This window comes from Nocardia sp. A7 (genome assembly GCF_046549215.1).
Classification (GTDB): domain Bacteria; phylum Actinomycetota; class Actinomycetes; order Mycobacteriales; family Mycobacteriaceae; genus Nocardia.
In genome coordinates this window covers 21,488-43,688 of the sequence record NZ_JAJPWE010000008.1, presented here as the reverse complement: position 1 = coordinate 43,688, position 22,201 = coordinate 21,488, and the positions used below count along the sequence as shown (strand labels likewise).

The window sequence follows — 22,201 nt, the reverse complement described above, 5'->3', positions numbered from 1 at the left end:
GCGGTGTTCTCCGTTCCGGCGGTCATAACTCGATGAAGTCGAGCAAGTCTTGGGAAAGTCGCTGTTTCTCGGTGTCGGGCAGTGCGTGGCCGGCGCCCGCGTAGATCTTCAGTTCGGCACTGGCGATGAGCTTCGCCGAGCGCAGTCCGCCGACCTCGATGGGCACGATCTGGTCGTCGTCGCCGTGGATGACCAGCGTCGGGACGGTGATCTCGGCCAGGTCACCGCGGAAGTCGGTGGCCGAGAAGGCGGCGATGCACTCGTAGGCGCCCCGATGGCCCGACGCGAGCCCTTGCGACCAGAACGCGTCGCGCATGCCCTGCGGAATGTCGCCGCGACGGTTGTGTCCGAAGAACGGCCCGTCGGCGAGGTCGCGGTACAGCTGCGAGCGCGACGCACGTTCGCCGGCGCGGATCGCGTCGAATACTTCGGCGGGCAGGCCTTCGGAGTTGTCGTCGGTGCGCAACATGAACGGCGGTACAGCGGAGACGAGGACCAGTTTCGCGACGCGCGCCGACCCGTGGCGGGCGGTGTAGCGCACCACTTCACCACCGCCGGTCGAATGGCCGACCAGGGTGACATCGGTCAGGTCGAGTGTGTCGAGCAGTGTCGCGAGATCGTCGGCGTAGGTGTTCATCTCGTTGCCGTTCCAGGACTGCGCGGAGCGGCCGTGCCCGCGCCGGTCATGGGCGATGACACGGCATCCGTGCTCGGCGAGGTAGAGCGCCTGGCTGTCCCACGCATCAGCGTTCAGCGGCCAGCCGTGACTCAGCAGGACCGCGGGCCCGTCGACCGGACCCCAGTCCTTGTAGAAGATCTGCATGCCGTCGTCGGCGGTGATCGTGGGCATTGCGGCCTCCTCGCTGGCAGGTGTGGAGCACTGTGTTCACGATGGGCCATGCAGGACTCCGTGCGAACCACGCATCGCACGTAGTCCTTCAGATCAGCGGGTTGTCGGTGGCAGATGCTCACGGAGCTGACGGCGCGACGAAATACCCAGCTTGCGAAAGACTTTGCGCAGGTGATAGTCGACGGTGTTGGCGCTGAGGAACATGGTGGCCGCGATTTCGGCATTGGTGTGGCCCGCCGCCGCCAGCGCCGCGACCTCCGACTCCTGGGCGGTCAACCCGGCTGTGGCGGACGCGCCGCTGTCCCGCACCCGCTCGCCGAACGCGTTTAGCTCGCGCGCCGCCCGATCGGCGAAGGCCACCGCACCCTGACGGATGAATCCCGCAGCGGCAGTGTGCAATTGGATTTTGGAATCGGCACGGCGTCGTTGCCTGCGCAGCCACTCGCCATACAGCAGGTGGGCGCGAAACAGGTCGATCGGGGTATCCGTTTCGGTCAGCGCGGCGATGGCGGCCAGGTAGAGCCGCTCCGCGTCCTTCGCGGGTGCGATCAACGCGTGGCACCTCATCGCGACGCCGCGTGCCCACGGCGAGTCGATGTCATCGGCGAATGCGGCGAATTCGACGGTGACCCGCTCGGCATCGGCGGTGTGGCCCGCGCGCGCTGCCGCTTCGATGTACTCGGGGAGCTGGTGCGGTGTGACCTGCATGAATCGGTCGGCTTCGTACGGCGCCAGCAGGGCGTAAGCGTCGTGATAATGCCCCTCGGCGAGGTTGCGGATGGCGAGCGCGTTGATCGTGGCGGTGTGCGCGCCACCGAAACCGGCGGCCAGATTGAGTTCGGCGACCTGCAGGACCACCGCGGCCGGTTCCCCCGTCCAGGCCAGATAGGCGCCGTTGACGACATGTTCGGCCGGGTACCCCATCGCTTGCCGCAGTTCTCGAACGCGCGCGATCGCCCGCCCGGCGGCGGTGACGTCGCCGCGATCGAGATCGGTCAGCGACCGCGTCCACAGCAGCGCGTCCAACTCCCTGAGCGCACCCGCGCGGGCGGCGATGCGCTCGCAACGGTCGAGCCAGTCGTTGCGCGCCCGTTCGTCCCAGAGGGCACTGGTGAGCACCACCCCGGCCACGCCGAAATCGAGCGCTTGCCGATCGTCGAGTTCGGCCAGCATTCGCAATGCGGCCCGATACGCGTCGGCCGCCGCACCGCACGGCTGCAGGATCAACCCGCACAGACCGAGGAGTACCGCGCGAATACTCGGTTCGGCGTCGGCCGCCGCGACCTGCATGCGTAGCCCGATCTCAGGAAAAGTACCGCTGGCGACCCCTCGTTCAGCGGTGAGTCCGGTGTGAAAGGCACGGAGCAGCGCGAGGTGCTCACGCCGCGAGTCGTGGCCGTGAAACAACTCTGCCGCCGATGTCAGCTGATTCGAGGCGAGAGGAATCGCCGCTGGGTCACCGAGAAACATTGCCAGTGAAGCACGCACGAACAGGCGCCGCCCTGCGTCGACCGGAGCGAGGCCGGCCGGGTTCTGGATGCGATCGGTCAGATCGAAGGCGAATCGCGCGGCACCTGCCGCAGCGGCCGATTCGGCGCCGGCGAGCAACCGCTCATCGCGCAACCCGGGGTCCTCGCTCAGCTCCGCGGCACGTGCCAACAGGCTCGCGCCGGCGAGCAGACCTCCTCGGCGCGCCGCCCGCTGCGCGGCATCGACCAAGCGCTGCGCGACCGCCGCGTCCGGGCGCGCGGTCGCCGTGGCGGCGTGCCACGCCTCGATATCGATCAATCCCGATGCCTGCGCCGCTCGCGCGAGCGCTCCGTGCACGCGTCGACGCGCGGCGGCCGTCGCGCCGCCGTAAACGGCCGCGCGGACCAGTGGGTGCCGAAACCGCACCGCTCCGTCGATGACAACCAGACCGGCGACGTCGGCGGCCTCACCGGCGCTTTCGTCGATATCGAGCAGCGCGGTCGCGCGATCGACCAGCTTCAGGTCTCCCGTCGACTCCGCCGCCGCCACCAGAATCCATTCTCGGCAGGCATCGGGCAGCGACTCCAGCGCGCGTCGATAGAACTGCTCCAGCCGCGAACCTGCGCCGAGCGGAGAGGGCACAAAGCTCGAATCCGTGAGCTGACGGGCGGTGAGTTCACGCGCCAGGTCGGTCAAAACGAGCGGGTTTCCCCCGACCTCATCGACAACGTCGGCGGCTACTCGCGGATCGAGCACTCCGTCGAACCGGTAGGTCAGCAACTCGATCGCCGCGGGGCGCGCCAATTCCTCGACCGACAGCACCGGCACCCCACCGAGCCGGACATCGACATCATTGTCGGCCCGCGCCGCGAACACGACCACCGCCGCTTCGGCGTGCAGTCGGCGCGCGACAAAACCCAACGCGTCCAGGGACTCCCGATCCAGCCACTGCGCGTCATCGACCGCGCACAGCACCGGCGCCTCGCGACCGACGATCGCCAGCAGACCCAGCACAGCCCGACCGACCAGGAACCGGTCCGGCACCGCACCCGCCGAGATGCCGAGCGCGACCCCCAGCGCCTCCCGCTCGGGATCGGGCAGCTGCGTGCCGTCGACCTCGAGCGACCCGACCAGACGCTGCACACCGGAATACGGCAGATTGGCCTCGGCCTCGTAGCCGTCCGAACGCAGGATCCGAAAGCCGTGAGCCGACCCGATCACGGACTCGAGCAGGACCGATTTGCCGATTCCGGGCTCGCCCCGCAGGATCACCGCGTGCCCGAGGCCGTTGCGCGCGGCGGCGATGAACTCGTTGAGGCGGTCGAGCTCATCCGCTCGTCCCAGTGGCTTGATCACTCGAAACCTCCCACCTCGGTGCCCACACTCAGGCACATTCGGCGAGCGTAAAGCGCTCCGACCAGGGAAACTGGATTCGGCGTGCACGATTTTCAGTCTGATTGTGCCGCGCGGATCGTGCCACGATCAGGCGGAGTGTTACCGGTGCACCAGGAGGGCAGGATCATGGCTGTTGTTTTCGATACCGGCTTCGTCGCGCCCGTGGAACGCGCCAACGCGATCACCACCGCCATGCAGGAAGCAACCGCGCCATGCAACGTGGTGCACGAGAACCCGGACGGTCGCGCACACGCCCAGTTCGATGTGTGGGAATTCGGCGATGCCAACATCTTTCGTGCGGCCATGTCCGGCATCCGGCTGATCCGCACGTCGAAGCAGGTCCGCGCGAACCCGTCGCCTATGCTGGCCATCGCGGTGCATCGCCGAGGCACGGCCCGGTACGAGCAGGACGGGCTACAGCGCGAACTCGCCGCAGGCGAGCTGCATCTGATGGACCTCAACGCACCGTACGACTTCCGCTGGGCGGGCGACGGCGGGTCGACCTGCTTACACGTTCCCCTCGATCAACTCGCCCTCCCGGTCGAACGCATCCGCCGGGCAGCACGGCACCTGCATCGCAGCCCCTACTACCGACTCGTCGCCGGTCACATCACCGAGATGACCGAGCAAGCAGATGCTCTCAGTTGCCATCCGACAGCACGCCTGACCGGCTCGGCCAGCATCGACCTGATCCGCGGACTCCTGCTCTCGACCACCGAGCCCGACCGCCACGACGGCGCGGTCATCCCCTCGGAGATCATGCTCGCCGAGATCCGCGCCTACGTGCGCCGCCACCTCGCCGATCCAGAACTCGATGCCGCCCGCATCGCCCGTGCCCTCAACATCTCGGTGCGCTACCTGTACAAGATCTGTGCTGCCGCCGACTACCGCCTCGCCCGGTCGATCATCGGTGAACGTCTCGACCGCATCCGCGACGACCTCGCCAGCCCGGAGCTGCGCCACGTCTCGATCGCCGCGATCGCTTTCCGCTGGGGCTTCCGCGACGCCTCCCACTTCACCCGACGATTCCGCGCGACCTACGGCGTCACCCCTCGCGAGTGGCGCCGCACCACCGCCGAAAACAACGGTCACGGTGCTCCCGGCAATGCACAAACCTGACCACGCGGCGTGTTCGCGCCGACAGAGCTGCGTTGAGTAGACGCGACGAAGTCACCCAGGACGGGTGATGCGGGGTGGCGCGCGCTGGGCCATTGTCGGGAGAAAGTCCACCCGAGTTCACAGGAGCGCGCATGTGCCAGGTTCCCAAACCTGCCAGTCCGGCGACCGCGGAGATCAACCGTGCGGCCACGCAGAGCTACGACATGGACAACCGGGACGATTTCACCGACGCGCAACGTGGCCTGATCGCCGCGCTGCCAGGTCCGGTGTACTCCGACGCGGACAGTTCGAAGGTGGTCTTCGATCCCGCCGGGTTCGACTACCTGCGCGGTGACCCACCGACCCCGGACTCGGTGAACCCGAGTCTGTGGCGGCAGTCGCAGTTGATCAGCCTCGGTGGGCTGTACGAGGTGACCAAAGGCGTGTACCAGGCACGCAACAACGATATCGCCAACCTGACCGTGGTCGAGGGCGAGGACGGGATCGTCGTCATCGACTGCATGGCCGGAGTCGAATCCGCCAGGCAGGCAATGTCACTCATTCGCGAGCACGTCACCGACAAGCCGGTGAAGGCGGTCATCTACACCCATACCCACGCCGACCATTACGGCGGCGTCAAAGGGGTGGTATCGCTGGAGGACGTCGCCTCGGGCAAGGTACCGATCATCGCCCCGGGTACGCAGTTCGACAAGTACGCCATCGGTGAGAACGTCATCGCCGGAAACGCGATGGCGCGCCGTAGTTTCTACGCCTTCGGCTCCATGCTGCCACCAGGTCCGCAGGGATTCGTCACCTGCGGTATCGGCGCAACCACCACACAGGGCCCACAGGTCTCCTATATCTCGCCGACCGACCTGATCACCGAAACCGGTGCCCGCCGAGAGATCGCCGGTATCGAATTCGAATTCCTCTACGCGCCCGACACCGAGGCGCCCGAGGAGATGCACATCTGGATTCCGCAGCTCAAGGCCCTGACCTGTGCGGAGAACGCGAACCATTCGCTGCACAATATTCAGACACTGCGCGGCGCCCGTACCCGTGACGCCCGCAATTTCGCCCGCTACCTCGACGAGACCCTGCAGCGCTGGGGTGACGAGGCCGAGGTGCACTACGGTCCGCACACCTGGCCGGTATGGGGAAACGACAACGTCACCGCGTTCATCGAATCCCAGCGTGACACCTACAAATTCATTCACGATCAGGCGCTGCGCCTGGCCAACAAGGGTTACACCCCGCTCGAGGCGGCGGAGGTGATCGAGTTGCCGGAGGAGTTGGGGCGTAACTGGGCCAACCGCGGCTATCACGGCACCCTGCATCACGACGTGCGCGCGGTGTACACCAAGGAACTGGGCATGTGGGACGGCGACCCGGTCTCGCTGCACCCGCACCCGCCGGTCGAGGCCGCGGCGCGGTTCGTCGAATTCGCCGGTGCCGACAAGATCCTCGCCGAAGGACAGCGCGCGATCGACGCCGCCGACTACCGCTGGGCAGCGGAGATCCTGCACAAATTGGTTTTCGCGCAACCGGACAACCAGCGGGCCAAGGACCTACAGGCCGACGCCTACGAGCAGATGGGGTACCAGGCCGAAGGCCCGCAGTGGCGCGGCATCTACTTGTCCGCGGCGCTGGAACTGCGCGAGGGCGCCCAGCCGCCCCCGTATGTGGTGGCCAGCCAGGACAGCATCCTGGCCATGCCGCTGGACATCCTGTTCGACTTCGTCTCGGTGCACATCATCGGGGAGAAGGCGGCGCACGTGGATCTGCGGATCGACCTGGACTTCACCGATGCCGCTGAGCAGTGGACGATGTGGATCCGCCGCGGGGTACTCAACGCCCGGCGCGGCAAATCCGACCAGCCGCAGCTGACGGTGTCCGGGCCGAAGCCGTTCCTGGTCTCGGTGCTGCTCGCACCCGACACGGCGGCGAAACTGGCCGAGGGCGGCAAGATCACCCTCGACGGCGACACGACGGTGCTCGACACCTATGGTCCATTGCTCGACGAATTCGATCCGGCCTTCCCGATCGTCACTCCCTGAACGGGTAACCCCGCAGCCGTGGCCCGACAGCACCGGCTGCGGGGTTTGTCGGCTGTGTCCCTGCATCTCGAGGAGCCCTGATGGGTGAGCTGATTTTACTGCTGGTCCCTGAGATGATCGGTTTGGTCATCACTCCGGCGGCGATCGTGGGCTGTGTGCTGCTGTTGCAGTCGCGCCGTCCGATCGCCAGTGCCGCGTCCTTCGGTGCGGCGTTCGTTCTCGTCTACGCCCAGGTCGGTGTCGCGGCACTCCTCGGTGGCGCCTCCGATCCGTCTTCGACGTCGAAGACGGTGGCGCACTGGGCGGGCTTGGTCGTCGGCCTGGTTTTCCTTGGCCTGGGCGCGCGGGCGGCTTTGCACCGCCGACCCGCGGACGCTCCGCCTCCGAAATTGCTCACCCAACTCGAATCAGCGGGCCCTCGTCAGGCATTCATGGCAGGTCTGGTCATGGCGATCATCAACCCGAACCTGGTCATCATGATGTCGGGCATGAGCCTCATCGCCAGCTCGCAGACCACCACGATCTCCGCGCTGGTCGCCACCCTGCTGCTGATCCTGGCCGCCGCGCTGGACTTCCTGATCCCGATCGCGATCTATCTCGTGCTGGGTGAGCGTGCCCGGCGCGGCCTGGAATCGGCCAAGCGGTGGATGTTGCGCAACAACAGGAGCATGACGATCACGGTGTTGCTCGGCTTCGGTGTGCTGTTCACCGCCCGCGGTATCGCCAACCTCACCTGATCGTGCCCGGTATACAGCCCGGCCGGTGCGCTACTCGGTGAAGTCGACCTTCGTGCCCTCGATCCAGCCCGGCAGACTGTCCGCGACGAAGTCGGACATGTCGCGGCCCTGCTCGATGGTCGATTCGACATCGGCGAGATAGACAGCCATCGCCCGTTTCGCTGACGGCGTGGACGCCGCGGCGAGGAACTGGGCGCGTTCGATGTGCAAGCCCTTCTCCAGTGATGTCGAACCACCCTGGTAGACAGCATGTTTGATACCACGGACCGCGGTGGGGGAGCGCTTGGCCAACCTCGCGGCGGTCGTCTGTGCTTCGGCCAGCAGCTCGTCGGGATCGATCAATCTGTGCACGAGTCCGATCTCGAGTGCCCGGCTCGGGCTGATCGGGGCGCCTTCGAGACACAGTTCCAGTGCGCGGCCCGCGCCGAGCACCCGGGTCAGCATCTGGGTACCGCCGCCGCCGGGGATGATGCCGACCAGGATTTCGGGTTGCCCGATCTCGAAGGGGCCATCGGCCATCAGACGCAGATCGCAGGCCAGCGACAACTCACAACCGCCACCGAGCGCCCGGCCGTTGAGCGCGGCGACGAAGACGGTGCTCGACTCCCGCATCAGTCGGCAGACCTCGTGGTAACGACGAAGATTCGCGACACCACCGGCACCGGCCCGGGCCAAGCCCGCCTGCCCGCCGGGGACGTGGTCGGCCAGCGTGCTCATCCGCAGCGCCGCCCCCGCCGTTCGTGAGTTCAGGGTGACCGGTGCGGCTTCGACGCCGTCCAAGATCTCCGACACCGAATAGTGGCTGACGAAGACACCCTCGACGGCACTGGTGAGCACGACCGCGCGGACCCCGTCGTCGCTGTCGATGATGCGGAGCAGGTCGAGCAGTTCGCCCATTACGGCATCGGTGAGGAAGTTGTAGGGCGGGTTGTTCAACCAGATGGTCTGTACGGAGCCGTGCCGGTCTGTGCGAAGAAACTGCATGCGAGTGCCTTTCGACGGTGGGAGGCGATGGGGTTGCAGCTACTACGGGTAGGCACGTTCCAGCTCGGCCAGTGCGTCTCCGCAGTAGGGCGCGACCCGTTGGACGTGAGGTAGCGAGGTCGCGCACGCGGTCACGCACAGGTTGAGACGGTTCGCGTACGACAGGATCGTAATGTTGAGTGCCTGCCCATCAAGCGGGATGGACACCGCGTGCCACTCTTCCAAAGCCATACCGTTGTAATGCAACTGTTCGGCCGGCCCCGGCATGTTGGAGATGACGACGTTGAACATCGGCTTGATCCGACTGCTCACGCCGAGAACCAGGCTCGCGCCGAAGGGTGCCATGAGCATCGCCGTATATGCCATCACCGCGGCACTCGACATCCGGCTCATATGCTCCTTGGCTGCGACTGTGGATCCGACGATCGCCGAAACCCGTTCTCGCACATCCTCGATATCGGTGGCGAGGGTGGCCAGTGCCATGGTCGTCGCGTTGCCTTCGGCAGTGTCGCTGTCCTTGGGACGAAACGACATCGGCATGCCCGCGATCAATGATCTCTCGGGCAGCTCGCCGATCTCGGCGAGGTAGCGGCGCAAGCCACCCGCGCAGATCGCCAGGATGACGTCGTTGATCGTTCCCCCGCATCGCTGCGCCAGGGTACTGATCCGGTCCAAGTCGAATGACTGCGTGGCGATCCGGCGTTCGGCGGTGATCGGTCCGTTGAGGATCGATGGCGGTGCGGTGTACGGCTTGATCAGCGCCGCATCGGATTCGGTCGGTCCGCCGTACATGCGCGAGATCGCCTGCAAGCCGGTGACCTGATCTGTGACCCCTCGGATCGGAGCGGTCAGCAGTCGCACCAGCGACGGGAGCGCGGGCCGACCTGCTTCCCTCGATTCGGGAGCTCGACGCTTCCCAGTTTTCTGATAGGCCCAGATCGCAGGTCTACCGTGCTCGTCGGGGTCGTTCGACATCACCTTGCGCGCGAGCCGCACGGTGGCGACGCCGTCGAGCAGGGCGTGATGTCCCTTGATGTACAGCGCTAAGCGTCCGTCGTCGAGGCCCTCGATGACATGCAGCTGCCACAGCGGATGCGACCGGTCCATCGGGATGCCGTGCAGGCGCGAGACCAAGGTGCCGAGCTCACGCTGACCGCCGGGCGCGGGCAGCACATGACGTTGGAGGTGGTAGTCGAGGTCCGGCGTGTCGACGCTGACCCATCTCGGAAGCGCGCGAGAGATCACGGCGGAGTCGAGGCGGCGGTCGAAGGGGCTGGTCGCACCCGTGTAGGTGCGCAGATCGTCGAGCAGGTCCGAGACGAAGTTCGGACCCGCCTCCGGTGGCAGCCGAAAGATGTCCAGGTGCGCGATGTTCATCAGATTGGAGTCGGATTCACCCCACAGAAATGCGACATCAATCGGGTTCAACGTGCTCGTGGACATGGGGTGGTGGCCTCCGGCGAGAATTCTGGGATGAGCGGGGTCGGCTGCGCGGACCTCGCGATCAGCGTGTGGTGCGGGCCTTCTGGCCGCGTGGAGTGGTGTCGGTGGCAACGGCGAGGGGATCCCAGTCGCCGCCGTGCGCGGGAATCTGGTCGGCGGAGCCGAACACGGTGCCCTGGCGAATCGCGGTGAACAGGTCGCGTCGCAGTACCGCGCCCGCGGCACCGACGCCGGAGAGCATGACGCCTTCTACGCCCGGGCCCCAGCTCAGGCTCGCGCCGGCGAGATAGAGCCCGGGGATATCGGTTTTCGGTCCGGGGCGCAGCGGACCGACCTGCCGCAGGTTCATCTCGATGCCGTAGGAGCCACCCGCGGTGGAATGGGTGTAGCGCTCCTGGGTGATAGGGGTCGCCGCTTCCTTCCACACGATGTGCTCGCGCAGGTTCGGGATGACCTCACCGGCCAGATCGATCAGGATCTCGGTGATCGCTTCTTTGACAGCGAGATAGTCAGGGTTGGTGCGGTAGTTCTCGCCGTGCACGGGACCGCCTGCGCTGAGGCCCCACAGCTCGTGGTCCGGCGGCAGGTAGGTCATGATCTCGACGACGGAATGACCGGCGGGAGCCAGCGCCGTGACGGTGTCCTTGTTGGTGGCGATGTGGATCATCGCGGCGGCATTGTCACCGATGAGACGCAGCCAGCGCTCGCGGTCCCGGCCCGCGGCTTGCCAGTTGGCTACCTTGCGCATCGGGCCGAAATCGGCGTCGGCGCTGAACTTCCAGATCTGGGCGCTGGTCATCGTCTCGGACAGGTCGATGTCGAGGCCGAGGTAGGTGTTGAACAGCGGCCACGCCATCGTGTAGCCGGACACCAGTTTCCGTTTGGCCGGGGACACGACGGCCGGGTCGAGTAGCTCCAGGTAGGTGCGCTTGAGGTCGGCGTTGGACACTACGACCGGCGCGGTGATGAACTCGCCGTCGGCGAGCCGGACGCCGCGCACCCGACCGCCCTCGACAACGATCTCGGCCACCCTGGCGTTGATCCGGAAGTCGCCGCCGTTGGCGCGCACGACCTCGGCCATCGTGGCGGAGAGCACTTGGCCGCCGCCGATCGGGAAGTAGGCGCCGCCCTCGACGTAGTTCTTCAGATAGCCGGCCTGCACGATCGCCGGTGCCCGGTCGGCCGGAGCGGCGTAGGCCGGTGTCTGGCCGCACAGCACCGGGCGCGGGGCGGGCCCGACACCGCAGAGGTCGAGCAGGTTCGACAGCGGCACCATCGCAAACGGTGCCGCCCATCCGGCCCGCAGGAGGAAGGCTGCCTGACCACGCAGGGATGCGGGTGTGGTCGCGCGGTCGACCGCGTCGGCCAACTTGCGAATGATGCGCAGGTAGCGGCGCAGCGCCGCGGCATCGTCGGGGAAGGTCTCGAGTAGTCGGTCGCGGTAGTTGTCCCAGCCGCGCGGGACCTTGAAGGTCACCGACGGGTAGGTCAGAACATCGAATCCGTCGGGGTCGATCTCGCGGAACTCGATGTGCTTGTCGGCGCCGACTCCGCGCAGCATGGTGGGGATGTTGCCCTCGGGGCGGCCGCAGTCGCCGAGGTAGTGCACGCCCACTTCGAATTCGTAGCCCTTGCGGCGGAATACGTGCGTTGATCCGCCCAGCACGTCGCCCTGTTCCAGCACGAGTGTGCGGCGGCCGTTGGCGGCGAGGTACGCGGCCGCGGTCATGCCGCCCATGCCGCTACCGACCACGATGACATCCCAGTCCTGCATATTTTGGCTCCTTGTGCTGTGTCGAAGTCGCTCGCACGCAGCGAGTTACAGGTCGATGGTGAGTTGTGTCGAGTTCGCGCGATCGGTGCAGAGGAGCACCGTGTCGGGTTCGTCCATGAACGTTGACCGTCCACGGCGGTCGACGTCACCGGAGACGACCCGTACGCGGCAGGTGCCGCAGAACCCCTGCTGGCACGAGTACGCCACGTCGGGCACCGCGCCCCGCACGGCAGCGAGGGCGGATTCGTCCGCAGCGACGTGGATCGATGCGGTGGTGCGGGCAAGACGAATCTCGAACGGCTGACCACCGACGACGGGTTCGGGACTGAACCTCTCGAAATGCAGGCCGGCCGCGCCCGTACGGTCGAATTCGGTCCGGATCCCGGCGAGGAGTCCGGGCGGTCCGCAGAAGTAGACCGACGTGCCAGGCCCGGCGCGTGCCAACAGCTCGGCAGGTGTGCGGCGGGAACCCGTGAGGATCCGGACCCGATCGGGATCGAGTTCGCCGATCTCGTCGAGAAATGGCATGGTCGCGGTGTCACGGCCGAGGTAGGTCAACTGCCAGTCGATACCCGATGCCGCCGCCGCACGCACCATGGGCAGAATCGCCGTGATGCCGATTCCAGCGGCGACGAACACCACCCGGGAAATATCGGCCCGCGCCAGGTGCGGGTACGCGAAGGGGAAGGCGTTGCGTGGGCCGGCGGCGGTGACTCGAGCGCCGACGGGGAGCCGATCGTGGATCTCGATCGATCCGCCACCTCCGTCGGGTAGGCGCCGGATCGCGATTTGGTAGCTTCGCCGATCAGTGTGGTCGCCGCAGAGCGAGTACTGACGGACCGTGCCCGAGGGCAAGGTCAGGTCGATGTGCGCGCCCGGATGCCACGGCGGAAGGACGGACCCGTCCGCGGCCTCCAGGCGCAGGCTGCGCACACCGTCGGCCTCGGAGCGTGCGTCCACCACAACCAGACGCAGCACCCGGTCGACCTCGGTGGGTTCGATGATGCCCACCCGGCTGGTGACCGCGACGTATCCGCGCGCGGCGAGTTGTAGGGCGGCGAAGAGCCGATCGTTTTTACCCGGGCGGCGCAGCGACGGTGGGACCGGCGATCGGTTTTCGGTCATGAGGCGACTCCACATCGGACGATTCGCACTTCAGGCGCCGGCACGGGCCGCAGGGGAGGCGGCGAGGTAGGCGACTGCTTGGCTGGTCGAGCCGTACTTGGAGGGGTGGTATCCGGGCCGGAAGTACTCGAAGAACATCTTCGTCAGGCTCCAAGGTCCCGGCAGCAGGCCCTTTTTCACGGCCATGCGCACGTCACGGAGCTTGATCCGCCGACTGCCGCCGTCGAGGGCGGGGTCCACCGACATCATGTAGCGGATGCCGCGCACCCACAACACGGCGAGAATCGGTGCCGCGAGTATCCATGTGCGGATCCGGCGCAGGTAGCGACCGTCGAGATGGGTGAACAAGTCGAACGCGACGTGCCGGTGTTCCACCTCTTCGGCCAGGTGCCAGCGGAACAGATCGAGCACCTTCGGATCGAGGGTGGTGTCCCAGCCGTGGGCGTTGAGCCCCCAGTCACCGAGGTAGGAGGTGAAGTGTTCGAGAGCGGCCACGATGGCGACGCGTTCGAGCAGCCAGGAATGGGCTCTGCGGTCGGTCAGGTCGCGGTCGCCGAGCAGAGCCTTGAACAGCCAGCGGATCTGTTCGACGAACGGTTCGGTGTCGAGTCCCTCGGCGTCGAGGTATTCGAGCAGCGACTGATGCGCCGCGGAGTGGGTGGCTTCCTGGCCGATGAACCCGATCACGTCCTCCCGTACCGAGGCGTCCTTGATCAGCGGCAGTGCTTTGCGGAAGACCTCGACGAAGAACACCTCGCCCTCGGGCAGGAGCATGTTCATGCCGTTGGCCAGGTGTGTCGCGAACGGATTGCCGTCGAAGTAGTGCATCGGCAACCCGGTCCAGTCCCAGCTCATGTCGCGGGCGGCGAGCGCGACCTTGTCGATATCGGTGTGCGCGGTCATCGGAGTTCTCCCTTCGTGTCGGTGGTCTTCGCCTCGTGTTCGATGACGAAGGTTCGAACGAGATCGGCCACCGCTGTCGGATTGAACGAGGGCGCCCAGTGCCCACCGTCGATCGCATGAATCGCCGAATCGGCGGCCCAGCGACCGATGTCGATCTGGCTGGCCGGGGTGATGAAGATGTCGCGGCGCGGCGCCAGTACCTGGACCGGTCGATCGGTGGTGCGTTCCTGCGGGCGGAGCAGGCGCGGGAGCAGGTTGGCGGTGTAGATCTTCAGCCCGGCACGGTTGTCGCGGGCACGATGCGCTGAAGCATCCGCGGGCGGAGCCCCGACTTCCAGGCGTGCGGCCAACGCGATGGCGGCATCGACCAGACCGAGTCGGCACACCAGCGGAGCGAGCCAGGGGAGCTGGAAGAATCCCATGTAGAACGGTGACTTCCACATGCCGAGCACGTCTTGCCAGCCACGGGGTCCGGCAGCGAGCCGGGACTTGATCCAGAACGGCACATGATCCAGGCACGGACCGGAGATCGAGGTCAGCGACGCGATGCGGTAGCGCTGGGCCGGATCGGTGGTGGCGTGCCAGGCCTGCACCGAGCCCCAGTCGTGCGCGAGCAGATGCACCGGGCGCGTCGGCGAGACCGCATCGATGACCCGGCCGATGTCGTCGGCGAGCTGGTCCAGGCGGTAGTCCTTGATCCGTGGGGGTTGCCCGGATTCGCCCGAGCCCCGCACGTCGTAGGTCACCACGCGCAGTGTCGGCGCGAGTTCCTTCGCTACACCGCCCCAGACCTGGCGATCATCGGGAAACCCGTGCACGCACAACACCGTTGGCGCGTCGGGATTTCCCTGCTCGCGGACCGCCAGCTGCACCCCGTCCGAGGCCTCGACGAAGCGTGTCAGCACGCTACCTGTCGCCAACGCCCGGGAGCCTGTCTGATCGGTCGTAGGCGTGGCGCGATGCGAAGACAGATTCAGTGGTGTCATGCGAGGTCCTTCACAGAGGTGTCATCGAAACAGCCGCGGATGACGATCGCAGGAGATGGCGCGGCCTCGGAGATGTATGTGCAACTGTCAGTTACACCTTTTAGGCAACGATAGTAGACTGATCGTGCTACCGCAAGGGCGGTCGCTCGACGAGAGAATGGAATGCCGTGACACCGAGTCCCCGTGAACGGCTCATCACCGGTGCGATCGCGCTCATCCGCGAGCGCGGCGTCGCCGGCACCGGAATCACTGATCTGCTGGCCCGTAGCGACACCGCGCGGCGTTCGATCTACCAGAACTTCCCTGGTGGGAAGGCGGAACTGGTCGAGGAATCCACTCGGGCGGCGGGCGCGATGATGAGCTCGATCATCGGCGAATTCACCGCGGGCGACAACCCGACCGTCAGCCTTGCCGCGTTCATCCAGATGTGGAAAGACACGCTGGTCGCCAGCGATTTCACCGCCGGATGCCCGATCGTCGCCGCTGCGCTCGGCGGCACCGAAGCGCCATCGGCGCCAGCGGTCGCCGCCGAGGTATTCGACGACTGGACGAATCTGCTCGTCGAGCAACTGGTGCGCACTGGTGTGGACGAATTTGTTGCCAGGTCACTCGCTACGACCGCGGTGTGCGCGATCGAGGGTGCGGCCATCCTTTCGATGTCCTCGCGATCGGTACGTCCGCTCGACGAAATCGGCGTACATCTCGCCGAACTCGTATCCCTTCATCTGGGCGGTAGTCGTCGGTAGCTTCCCGCCCGCGATGCACGGGCCTGGCACCATGTGCGTGTGCCACTGCTACAGCAATTGAGCGGCATTGTGCTCAATTACCACATCAGGGTTGTGTATCGATCGGATACGACATTGATAGCGAATGGGTGGCGAACATTGTGAGGGTGGGGAGCGGCCGCTAGGTTCAGCCCATGTCGCCCCAGGAGGATCCGGCCACCGCTCCCGCCGAGACCAGCTCGCTGGTGGCGGGGCGGGCATTCGAAGCGGTCATCTGGGGGATGCCGATCGTGAACTTCGATCGCATGCTCCAAGCCGCGATCGCGATCGGCGCAGGCCCGAACCAGATCGTGTACTGGTCCCGGCTGCTGGACTACACGAACCAGACCCTGACCCCGAACCCCAACGCGATCTACCTGATGCCGTTCTACGACACCACCGATGGCCCGGTCGTGCTCGATATCCCCGCGGCAGTCGGTGAGTCGACGATCACCGGATCGATCGACACCGCCTGGCAGACCCCCTTGGTCGATGTCGGGCCCGCAGGCACCGACAAGGGCGCGGGTGGGCGGTACCTGATCCTGCCGCCCGGCTACAGCGCACCCGTGCCCGACGGCTACATCCCGCTGTCGTCGGAAACCAACACCGGGTACGCGCTGCTGCGCTCGAACCTCACCAGCGGCAGCGACGAGGACATCGCTGCGGCGGTGGCGTACGGCAAACGGGTTGGCCTGTACCGGCTCGACGCGGCCGCGAACCCGCCCGCCACTTCCTACGTGGACGCGGCGGGTAAGGAGTTCGACGCCACGATCCCGTACGACAGGGACTTCTTCACCGCCCTGAACCGCCAAGTCCAGGGCGAGCCGTGGCAGGTGCGCGATATGGCGATGATCGACCAGCTCGCCACCCTCGACATCAAGAAAGGCCAACCGTACCAACCGGACTCGGCAACCCTCGACGCCTTCGATGCCGCCGCGCGCACCGCGCACGCCTGGCTAGAGCAGCAGTACGTCTCCTACTACACCCCCGGTTTTTACGAGAACGCACACTGGGCGTTGCCGATCTCCCGTGAGCTGACTCCCGCGATGGTGAGTGGTTTTTCCGACCCGAACATCTACCCGGTCGATTCACGCGGGGTGACCTACTCCTTCGCCTTCTTCGCCGCCAAATCCCTTGGCACCGGCCAGTTCTACCTGTTCACCATTCACGACACCGACGGGCACGACCTCGACGGCGGCACGAACTACCGCCTCACCGTGCCCGCGAACGCGCCGGTCACGCTGTACTGGTCGGTCACGGTCTACAACCGTGCCACCCACACCCTCATCCGCGATGTCGACTCGGCCAGCCGCGCCTCCAACACCCCCGGCGTGCGCACCAACTCCGATGGCACCGTCGATCTCTACTTCGGCCCCAGCGCCCCGGACGGCGACGAATCGAACTGGGTACCCACCAAGGACGGACAAGACTTCGAAGTCCTGTTCCGCTTCTACGGGCCCACACCGGCGCTGTTCGACAAAACCTGGAAACTCCCCGACATTCGTCGAGCCTGACGCGCGAGGGGCGGTTTTATCGAGTGCTGGCCGCATCCGGTTCGCTGCGCTGCAGCACGACAACGGGGATGACGCGGGTGGTCTGGTCCTGGTGGTCGGCGACGTCGGGGACCGCGGTGATGATCGCCTGGTAGAGGCGCTCGCGTTCGTGGTCACGGGCGGTAGTCGCGGTGGCGGTGAAGGTTTCGGCGCCGACTTCGACGGTTACCTCGGGTGTCGAGCGCAGGTTGTAGAACCAGTCGGGGTGCCGGGGTGCGCCGAGTTTGGAGGCGTAGACGACGTAGCGGCCCGGACCGTCGGGCACATACGCCAGGGGGGTCGTGCGTGCGATGCCGGTGCGTGCGCCGGTGGTCGTCAGGAGCAGCAACGGCATCCCTGGCCCGGTTCCCTTGTTCTTGCGGAAGGTTCTGATCGTCTCTTGGTTGAATGCGGTGAAGTCCATGCGGAGTACCTTTCGCGGTGGGGGTGGCTGGTGTGTTCGGCCGATCAGTGCATGAGCGCGGGTTCGCCCTCGGTTTCGGGCAGTAGACCGCTGGCGGTGACCGCGCCGGTGATGACGGCGCCGACGGCCAGGATCGCCGCGGCCCACCAGAAGGTGGTGGTGTAGCTGTGCACGGCGGCTTCGGCGACAGTGGCCGGATCGGGGATCCTGCCGTCGAGGTAGTCGGTGGACGCCGACACGGCGATGGTGCTCAGCAGCGCGGTTCCGATGGACCCACCGACCTGCTGCATGGTGTTGACCATGGCCGAGGCGACACCGGCGTCATCGTGGTGCACCCCGGACGTGGCGCCCTGCATGGCCGGTGCGAACAGCGTTCCCATGCCCAGACCCATCATGACCAGGCCCGGCAGGATGTCCGGCACGTAGGCGCTGTCGATCGCGAGCTGGGCGAGCAGCGCCATGCCGACGGCGGCGATCAGCATGCCGGCGAAGAGCAGCACCCGCGGACCGACGCGGGGCAGCAGGACCGCACTGGACAGCCCGGAGCCGACGACGACGCCCGCCACCATCGGCAGGAACGCGAACCCGGTGACGATGGGGGTGTAGGCGAGGTTGTTCTGCATGTAGAAGGTCAGGAACAGGAACACCGCGAACATCGCCGCACCCGACAACGCGATCGCCAGGTAGGAGCCTGCCCGGAAGCGGTCGAGGACCACACGCAACGGCAGCAGCGGATATTCGGCCTTCGTTTCCAGGTAGACGAACGCGACGAGGAACACCACACCGGCCGAGAGCCAGCCGATCGTGGTCGCCGAACCCCACCCGGCCGTCTCGGCTTTGGAGAAGCCGAACACGATGCTGAACAGGGCGATCGAGACCGTCACGGTGCCGGGGATGTCGAGCTTGGGCCGCTGATCACTGGTATGCGGGGCGAGCAGGGCGATCGCGCCGAGCAGGGCCACCGCGGCGAAAGCGAGATTGACGAACAGCGTCCAGCGCCAGTCCACCCACTCGGTGAGCACCCCGCCGAGCAGCAAGCCGATCGCGCCGCCAGCGCCTGCGATGCCACCGAAGATGCCGAAGGCTTTGGCACGCTCGCCCGGGTCGGTGAATGTCACCGAGAGCAGTGACAAGGCAGCCGGGGCCAGCAGGGCGCCGAACACGCCTTGCCCGGCACGTGCCGCGACCAGCATCTCGAAGTTCACCGCCGCGCCACCCACGGCGGAGGCGACGGCGAAGCCGACGAGACCGACGATGAACGTACGGCGACGGCCGAACAGGTCCGAGAGGCGTCCGCCCAGAAGCAGCAGACTGCCGAAGGCCAGTGCGTAGGCGGTGATGACCCATTGGCGGTCGCCGTCACTGAACTCGAGGGAGCCCTGCGCGGCGGGCAGTGCGATGTTCACGATGGTGGCATCGAGGACCACCATCAGCTGGGCGAGGCCGAGTACTGCCAGCACAAGCCACCTCTTGGTGTGGTCGGCGTCGACGGGTGCCTTGCCCGTGGCGGGCGATGCCGCCTTTTCCGCTGTCTGTGTCATGAGCCCTCACTCGGTTATGTGGAGCAGATTCTCCGCTTACCGGAGACTAACACGTATCTGGAGCAACTATTCCACTTAATCGGTATGATGAGATCATGAGCATGGTCACCACATCCCCGACCGGGCGGCCGTTGCGCGCCGACGCCGCGCGCAACCGGCTGCTCATCCTCGACGCGGCCCGCGAAGTGTTCGCCGAGCGGGGCCTCGATGTGACCCTCGCCGACGTCGCCGAGCACGCGGGTCTGGGGATCGGCACCGTATACCGGCGATTCACGAGCAAGGACGAGCTCGTGGACGCGGTCTTCGAGCGGTTCTTCCATGACATGGCCGAGGCGGCGGATCACGCCCTCGCCGCCCCGGATCCATGGGATGCGCTCACCGAGTTCTTCGAGTTCGCCGGTGCCCACATGGCCGTGAACAAGGGGCTCGTCGATGTGATGTCGGGCGCAGATCAGGGATGTACTGAGCTCGGCGGTCAGCGACTTCGCGTCGAAGCTGCCATCGGTGAACTGTTCGCACGCGCGCAAGCGGTCGGCGAGCTGCGCGCCGACGCCGAACCGAGCGACTTCTTCGCACTGATCTACATGGTCGGCGCCATGGCCGAATTCGCCCAGCCCGTCAATCCTGACGCCTGGCGCCGCTACATGGCACTGATCCTCGACGGCCTGCGTGATCGCCGGTTCAATCGCCCGGAGTTGCCCGGTGCGGCCCTCACTCCGGACCAAGTCGACCGCGCCAAACAACTGATGCAAGCCCGCCGCCGGTAAGATCTTCGGCCGCACACAGAACAGTCCCCGGTAGTCTCCATCGAAACCATGAGTTCAGTCGTCGCTGACAACTCCGGTATTCGACTGGCTTGCCGGGGGCTTAGCCGAATCCTGAAAACGAAGTCACCACGGTCGGCAAACGTCTCCGTCGGCAGTGTGGCTCATTTCCGGTGTTCCGGTATCCCTCCAGTCTTCTCCTGATTCGCTCGATGTCAATACTTTCGAGCTATTCGATACGGCCGAAATTTCGGCGCCATGAAGATCGTTCTGCGCATTGTGTGGACGGTCGCATCGGAGGACAGTAGATATGTCCGGTGGCGCCCACCGGGGCGCCGCCCTTCCTGAAAGTAGGAGGTGGCCCCGTGTACGCACGTTCCAGCACATTTGCGGCCCAGCGACCGTCGATCGACCGCGGTATCGCATATCTCCATAATGCGGTGATGCCGAATATGTCCGAGCTCGACGGGTGGGTGGGCATGTCGCTGATGGTGGACAGGGCGAGTGGCCGATGCATCGCCACCACGGCGTGGGAATCCGAGACCGCGATGCACGACAGCAGAATGCCCGTCCGAACATTGCGTGACGGTCTGGCCGAGGCGTTGAACGGTCCGGTCGGCACTATCGAGGAATGGGAAGTCGCGGTCATGCACCGCGATCACCTGGCCGGCGCGAGTGCCTGCACCCGGTGCACCTGGATCCAGGTCGACCCGGCCGGAGTGGATCAGGCGATCGAGATGTTCAAGTCCGGCCTGCTGCCCGAGCTCGAAAAGATCGAGGGTTTCCGCAGCGCCAGCCTCTTCGTCGACCGAGCAACCGGCCGAGGGGTGGGATCGACCGTCTGGTCGAGCAGAGAGGAATTGGACAACAGTCGCCCGCACGTGGATCGACTGCGGGCCGGGATGACCCGCGCCATGGGAGCCGATGTGCTCGAGGTGGCGGAGTTCAGGCTCGGCTTCGCGCACCTGCGAGTTCCCGAGCTGGTGTAAACCGCACGCTCTTGACGAACTATGTAGTCCTACATAATCTGTGGGAAACCGCAATCGGGCGGCACTACGTAGTGATGGAGTAACCCTTGTCTCGAGCCCGCGCGATCAGCGATCCCACAGCACCGAGTATCGAGGCACTCCAACAGCCGTTCACGCTGTCCAACGGCACCGTGCTGTCGAACCGGCTCGCGAAGGCCGCGCTCAGTGAGGGCCTGGCACGTCGGGATTTCTCGCCCGGCAGCCGGATCAAGAACCTGTACCGACGCTGGGCCGACAGCGGTCAGGGGTTGACCATCACGGGCAACGTCATGGTCGACCGGCGTGCGATCGGCGAGCCCGGCAATGTCGTGGTGGAAGACGACCGCGACTTCGCCGACCTCGTCGAGTGGGCCTCGATCGTCAAGTCCGGCGGCTCGGTCGCCTTGGTCCAGATCAATCATCCCGGCAGGCAGGCCCCGCGCACTCTGACCGCGCACCCGGTCGCGCCCTCGGCGATCGCCCTGCCAGGGTCTGCTGGAGTCTTCGCCGAGCCGCGTGAGCTGACGCATGCCGAGATCGAGGACATCATCGCGCGCTTCGCCACCACCGCGGGCATCCTGATCCGCGCCGGATTCGACGGCATTCAGATCCACGGCGCGCACGGCTACCTGGTCAGTCAGTTCCTCTCGCCGTTGGCCAACCAGCGCACCGACGAGTGGGGTGGGTCCCCGGAGAAGCGCCGACGGTTCGTGCTCGAGGTGGTGCGTGCCGTGCGGGCCGAGATCGGTACTGCCGCACTGGGGATCAAACTGAACTCGGCGGACTTCCAGCGTGGCGGGTTCAGCGAGGAGGAGTCGCTCGAGGTCGTGCACGCCCTCGCAGCGGAGGGGATCGAACTGCTCGAAATCTCCGGCGGCACTTACACTTCGGCGGCGATGCTCGGTGTCGATCCGTCGATGAAGGAGAGCACACGTCGTCGCGAGGCGTACTTCCTCGACTACGCCGAGAAGGTCCGGGCGCAACTGCCCGCACTGCCGCTGATGCTCACCGGCGGATTCCGCACGGCCGAGGGCATGAACGACGCGGTAGCCAGTGGCGCGATCGACCTGGTCGGGCTCGGTAGGCCGCTGACCGTCGAACCCGACGTGCCGGGTCAGTTGCTCGACGGCTCGGTGACCAGCAGTGTCGTCCGGCCGCGCCGCAGCGGGATCCGGCTGCTCGACAATCTGACCGAGCTCGTCCACTACACCGTTCAGATGTGGCGGATGGGCGACAGTAAAGAGCCCGCGCCCCGCCGTCACCCTGCTCTCAACGTCACCCAGTACCTGCTGCGCAACGGGCTCGACAGCATTCGGATCTCGCGCCGCAGCCTGTGAACCGATGATG

18 protein-coding genes are annotated in these 22,201 nt (G+C 66.3%); 8 read left to right on the top strand and 10 right to left on the bottom strand.

Annotated elements, in window-relative coordinates:
* Positions 1-22: 22 nt before the first annotated feature.
* Entirely contained in the window at positions 23-850 is an 828-nt protein-coding gene (locus ACLJPD_RS31225; RefSeq protein ID WP_410876967.1) for an alpha/beta fold hydrolase, read from the bottom strand.
* A 93-nt stretch (positions 851-943) separates the two neighbouring features.
* Complete coding sequence (locus ACLJPD_RS31220) at positions 944-3,676, bottom strand: ATP-binding protein (protein WP_410876966.1); 2,733 nt, start codon at positions 3,674-3,676, stop codon at positions 944-946.
* A 165-nt stretch (positions 3,677-3,841) separates the two neighbouring features.
* On the opposite strand from ACLJPD_RS31220, the gene ACLJPD_RS31215 reads away from it, so the two are divergent.
* From ACLJPD_RS31215 to ACLJPD_RS31205, 3 genes are all read left to right on the top strand, one after another.
* On the top strand, positions 3,842-4,834 hold the full coding sequence (locus ACLJPD_RS31215) for a helix-turn-helix domain-containing protein (RefSeq protein WP_410876964.1): 993 nt from the start codon (positions 3,842-3,844) through the stop codon (positions 4,832-4,834).
* Between the two features lie 131 nt (positions 4,835-4,965).
* Complete coding sequence (locus ACLJPD_RS31210; RefSeq protein WP_410876962.1) at positions 4,966-6,870, top strand: alkyl/aryl-sulfatase; 1,905 nt, start codon at positions 4,966-4,968, stop codon at positions 6,868-6,870.
* 80 nt (positions 6,871-6,950) lie between these two features.
* On the top strand, positions 6,951-7,607 hold the full coding sequence (locus tag ACLJPD_RS31205) for a GAP family protein (RefSeq protein ID WP_410876960.1): 657 nt from the start codon (positions 6,951-6,953) through the stop codon (positions 7,605-7,607).
* Positions 7,608-7,637: 30 nt separating this feature from the next.
* Here ACLJPD_RS31205 and ACLJPD_RS31200 read toward each other — a convergent pair whose 3' ends face one another.
* The 6 genes from ACLJPD_RS31200 to ACLJPD_RS31175 all read right to left on the bottom strand — a co-directional run bounded on the left by ACLJPD_RS31200 (position 7,638) and on the right by ACLJPD_RS31175 (position 14,822).
* Positions 7,638-8,591: an enoyl-CoA hydratase/isomerase family protein gene (locus tag ACLJPD_RS31200; RefSeq protein WP_410876958.1), complete on the bottom strand. Its 954-nt coding sequence runs from the start codon at positions 8,589-8,591 to the stop codon at positions 7,638-7,640.
* Positions 8,592-8,633: 42 nt separating this feature from the next.
* Positions 8,634-10,034, bottom strand: a complete 1,401-nt coding sequence (locus ACLJPD_RS31195) for a WS/DGAT/MGAT family O-acyltransferase (RefSeq protein ID WP_410876957.1) — start codon at positions 10,032-10,034, stop codon at positions 8,634-8,636.
* Between the two features lie 61 nt (positions 10,035-10,095).
* Positions 10,096-11,808: a phytoene desaturase family protein gene (locus ACLJPD_RS31190; protein WP_410876955.1), complete on the bottom strand. Its 1,713-nt coding sequence runs from the start codon at positions 11,806-11,808 to the stop codon at positions 10,096-10,098.
* A 45-nt stretch (positions 11,809-11,853) separates the two neighbouring features.
* Positions 11,854-12,933, bottom strand: a complete 1,080-nt coding sequence (locus tag ACLJPD_RS31185) for a PDR/VanB family oxidoreductase (protein WP_410876954.1) — start codon at positions 12,931-12,933, stop codon at positions 11,854-11,856.
* A gap of 30 nt (positions 12,934-12,963) precedes the next feature.
* On the bottom strand, positions 12,964-13,836 hold the full coding sequence (locus tag ACLJPD_RS31180; protein WP_410876952.1) for a metal-dependent hydrolase: 873 nt from the start codon (positions 13,834-13,836) through the stop codon (positions 12,964-12,966).
* Positions 13,833-14,822, bottom strand: a complete 990-nt coding sequence (locus ACLJPD_RS31175) for an alpha/beta fold hydrolase (RefSeq protein ID WP_410876950.1) — start codon at positions 14,820-14,822, stop codon at positions 13,833-13,835. The genes ACLJPD_RS31180 and ACLJPD_RS31175 overlap by 4 nt, the downstream gene beginning before the upstream one ends.
* Positions 14,823-14,989: 167 nt before the next feature.
* On the opposite strand from ACLJPD_RS31175, the gene ACLJPD_RS31170 reads away from it, so the two are divergent.
* Both ACLJPD_RS31170 and ACLJPD_RS31165 read left to right on the top strand, forming a co-directional pair.
* Positions 14,990-15,568, top strand: coding sequence for a TetR/AcrR family transcriptional regulator (locus ACLJPD_RS31170; protein WP_410876949.1), 579 nt, complete (start codon positions 14,990-14,992; stop codon positions 15,566-15,568).
* 173 nt (positions 15,569-15,741) lie between these two features.
* On the top strand, positions 15,742-17,100 hold the full coding sequence (locus ACLJPD_RS31165) for a DUF1214 domain-containing protein (RefSeq protein ID WP_410876947.1): 1,359 nt from the start codon (positions 15,742-15,744) through the stop codon (positions 17,098-17,100).
* A gap of 16 nt (positions 17,101-17,116) precedes the next feature.
* Here the strand turns inward: ACLJPD_RS31165 and ACLJPD_RS31160 are convergent, their stop codons facing one another.
* Positions 17,117-17,542 carry a nitroreductase/quinone reductase family protein gene (locus ACLJPD_RS31160; protein ID WP_410876946.1) on the bottom strand — a complete coding sequence of 142 codons (426 nt, stop codon included), beginning with the start codon at positions 17,540-17,542 and terminating at the stop codon, positions 17,117-17,119.
* Between the two features lie 44 nt (positions 17,543-17,586).
* Complete coding sequence (locus tag ACLJPD_RS31155; protein WP_410876944.1) at positions 17,587-19,083, bottom strand: MFS transporter; 1,497 nt, start codon at positions 19,081-19,083, stop codon at positions 17,587-17,589.
* A 95-nt stretch (positions 19,084-19,178) separates the two neighbouring features.
* On the opposite strand from ACLJPD_RS31155, the gene ACLJPD_RS31150 reads away from it, so the two are divergent.
* From ACLJPD_RS31150 to ACLJPD_RS31140, 3 genes are all read left to right on the top strand, one after another.
* Positions 19,179-19,850, top strand: a complete 672-nt coding sequence (locus ACLJPD_RS31150; protein ID WP_410876943.1) for a TetR/AcrR family transcriptional regulator — start codon at positions 19,179-19,181, stop codon at positions 19,848-19,850.
* A 440-nt stretch (positions 19,851-20,290) separates the two neighbouring features.
* Entirely contained in the window at positions 20,291-20,836 is a 546-nt protein-coding gene (locus ACLJPD_RS31145; protein WP_410876942.1) for a hypothetical protein, read from the top strand.
* An 86-nt stretch (positions 20,837-20,922) separates the two neighbouring features.
* Positions 20,923-22,191 (top strand): NADH:flavin oxidoreductase/NADH oxidase family protein, encoded by a 1,269-nt coding sequence (locus ACLJPD_RS31140; RefSeq protein WP_410876940.1) that lies wholly within the window; start codon positions 20,923-20,925, stop codon positions 22,189-22,191.
* Positions 22,192-22,201: the final 10 nt, after the last annotated feature.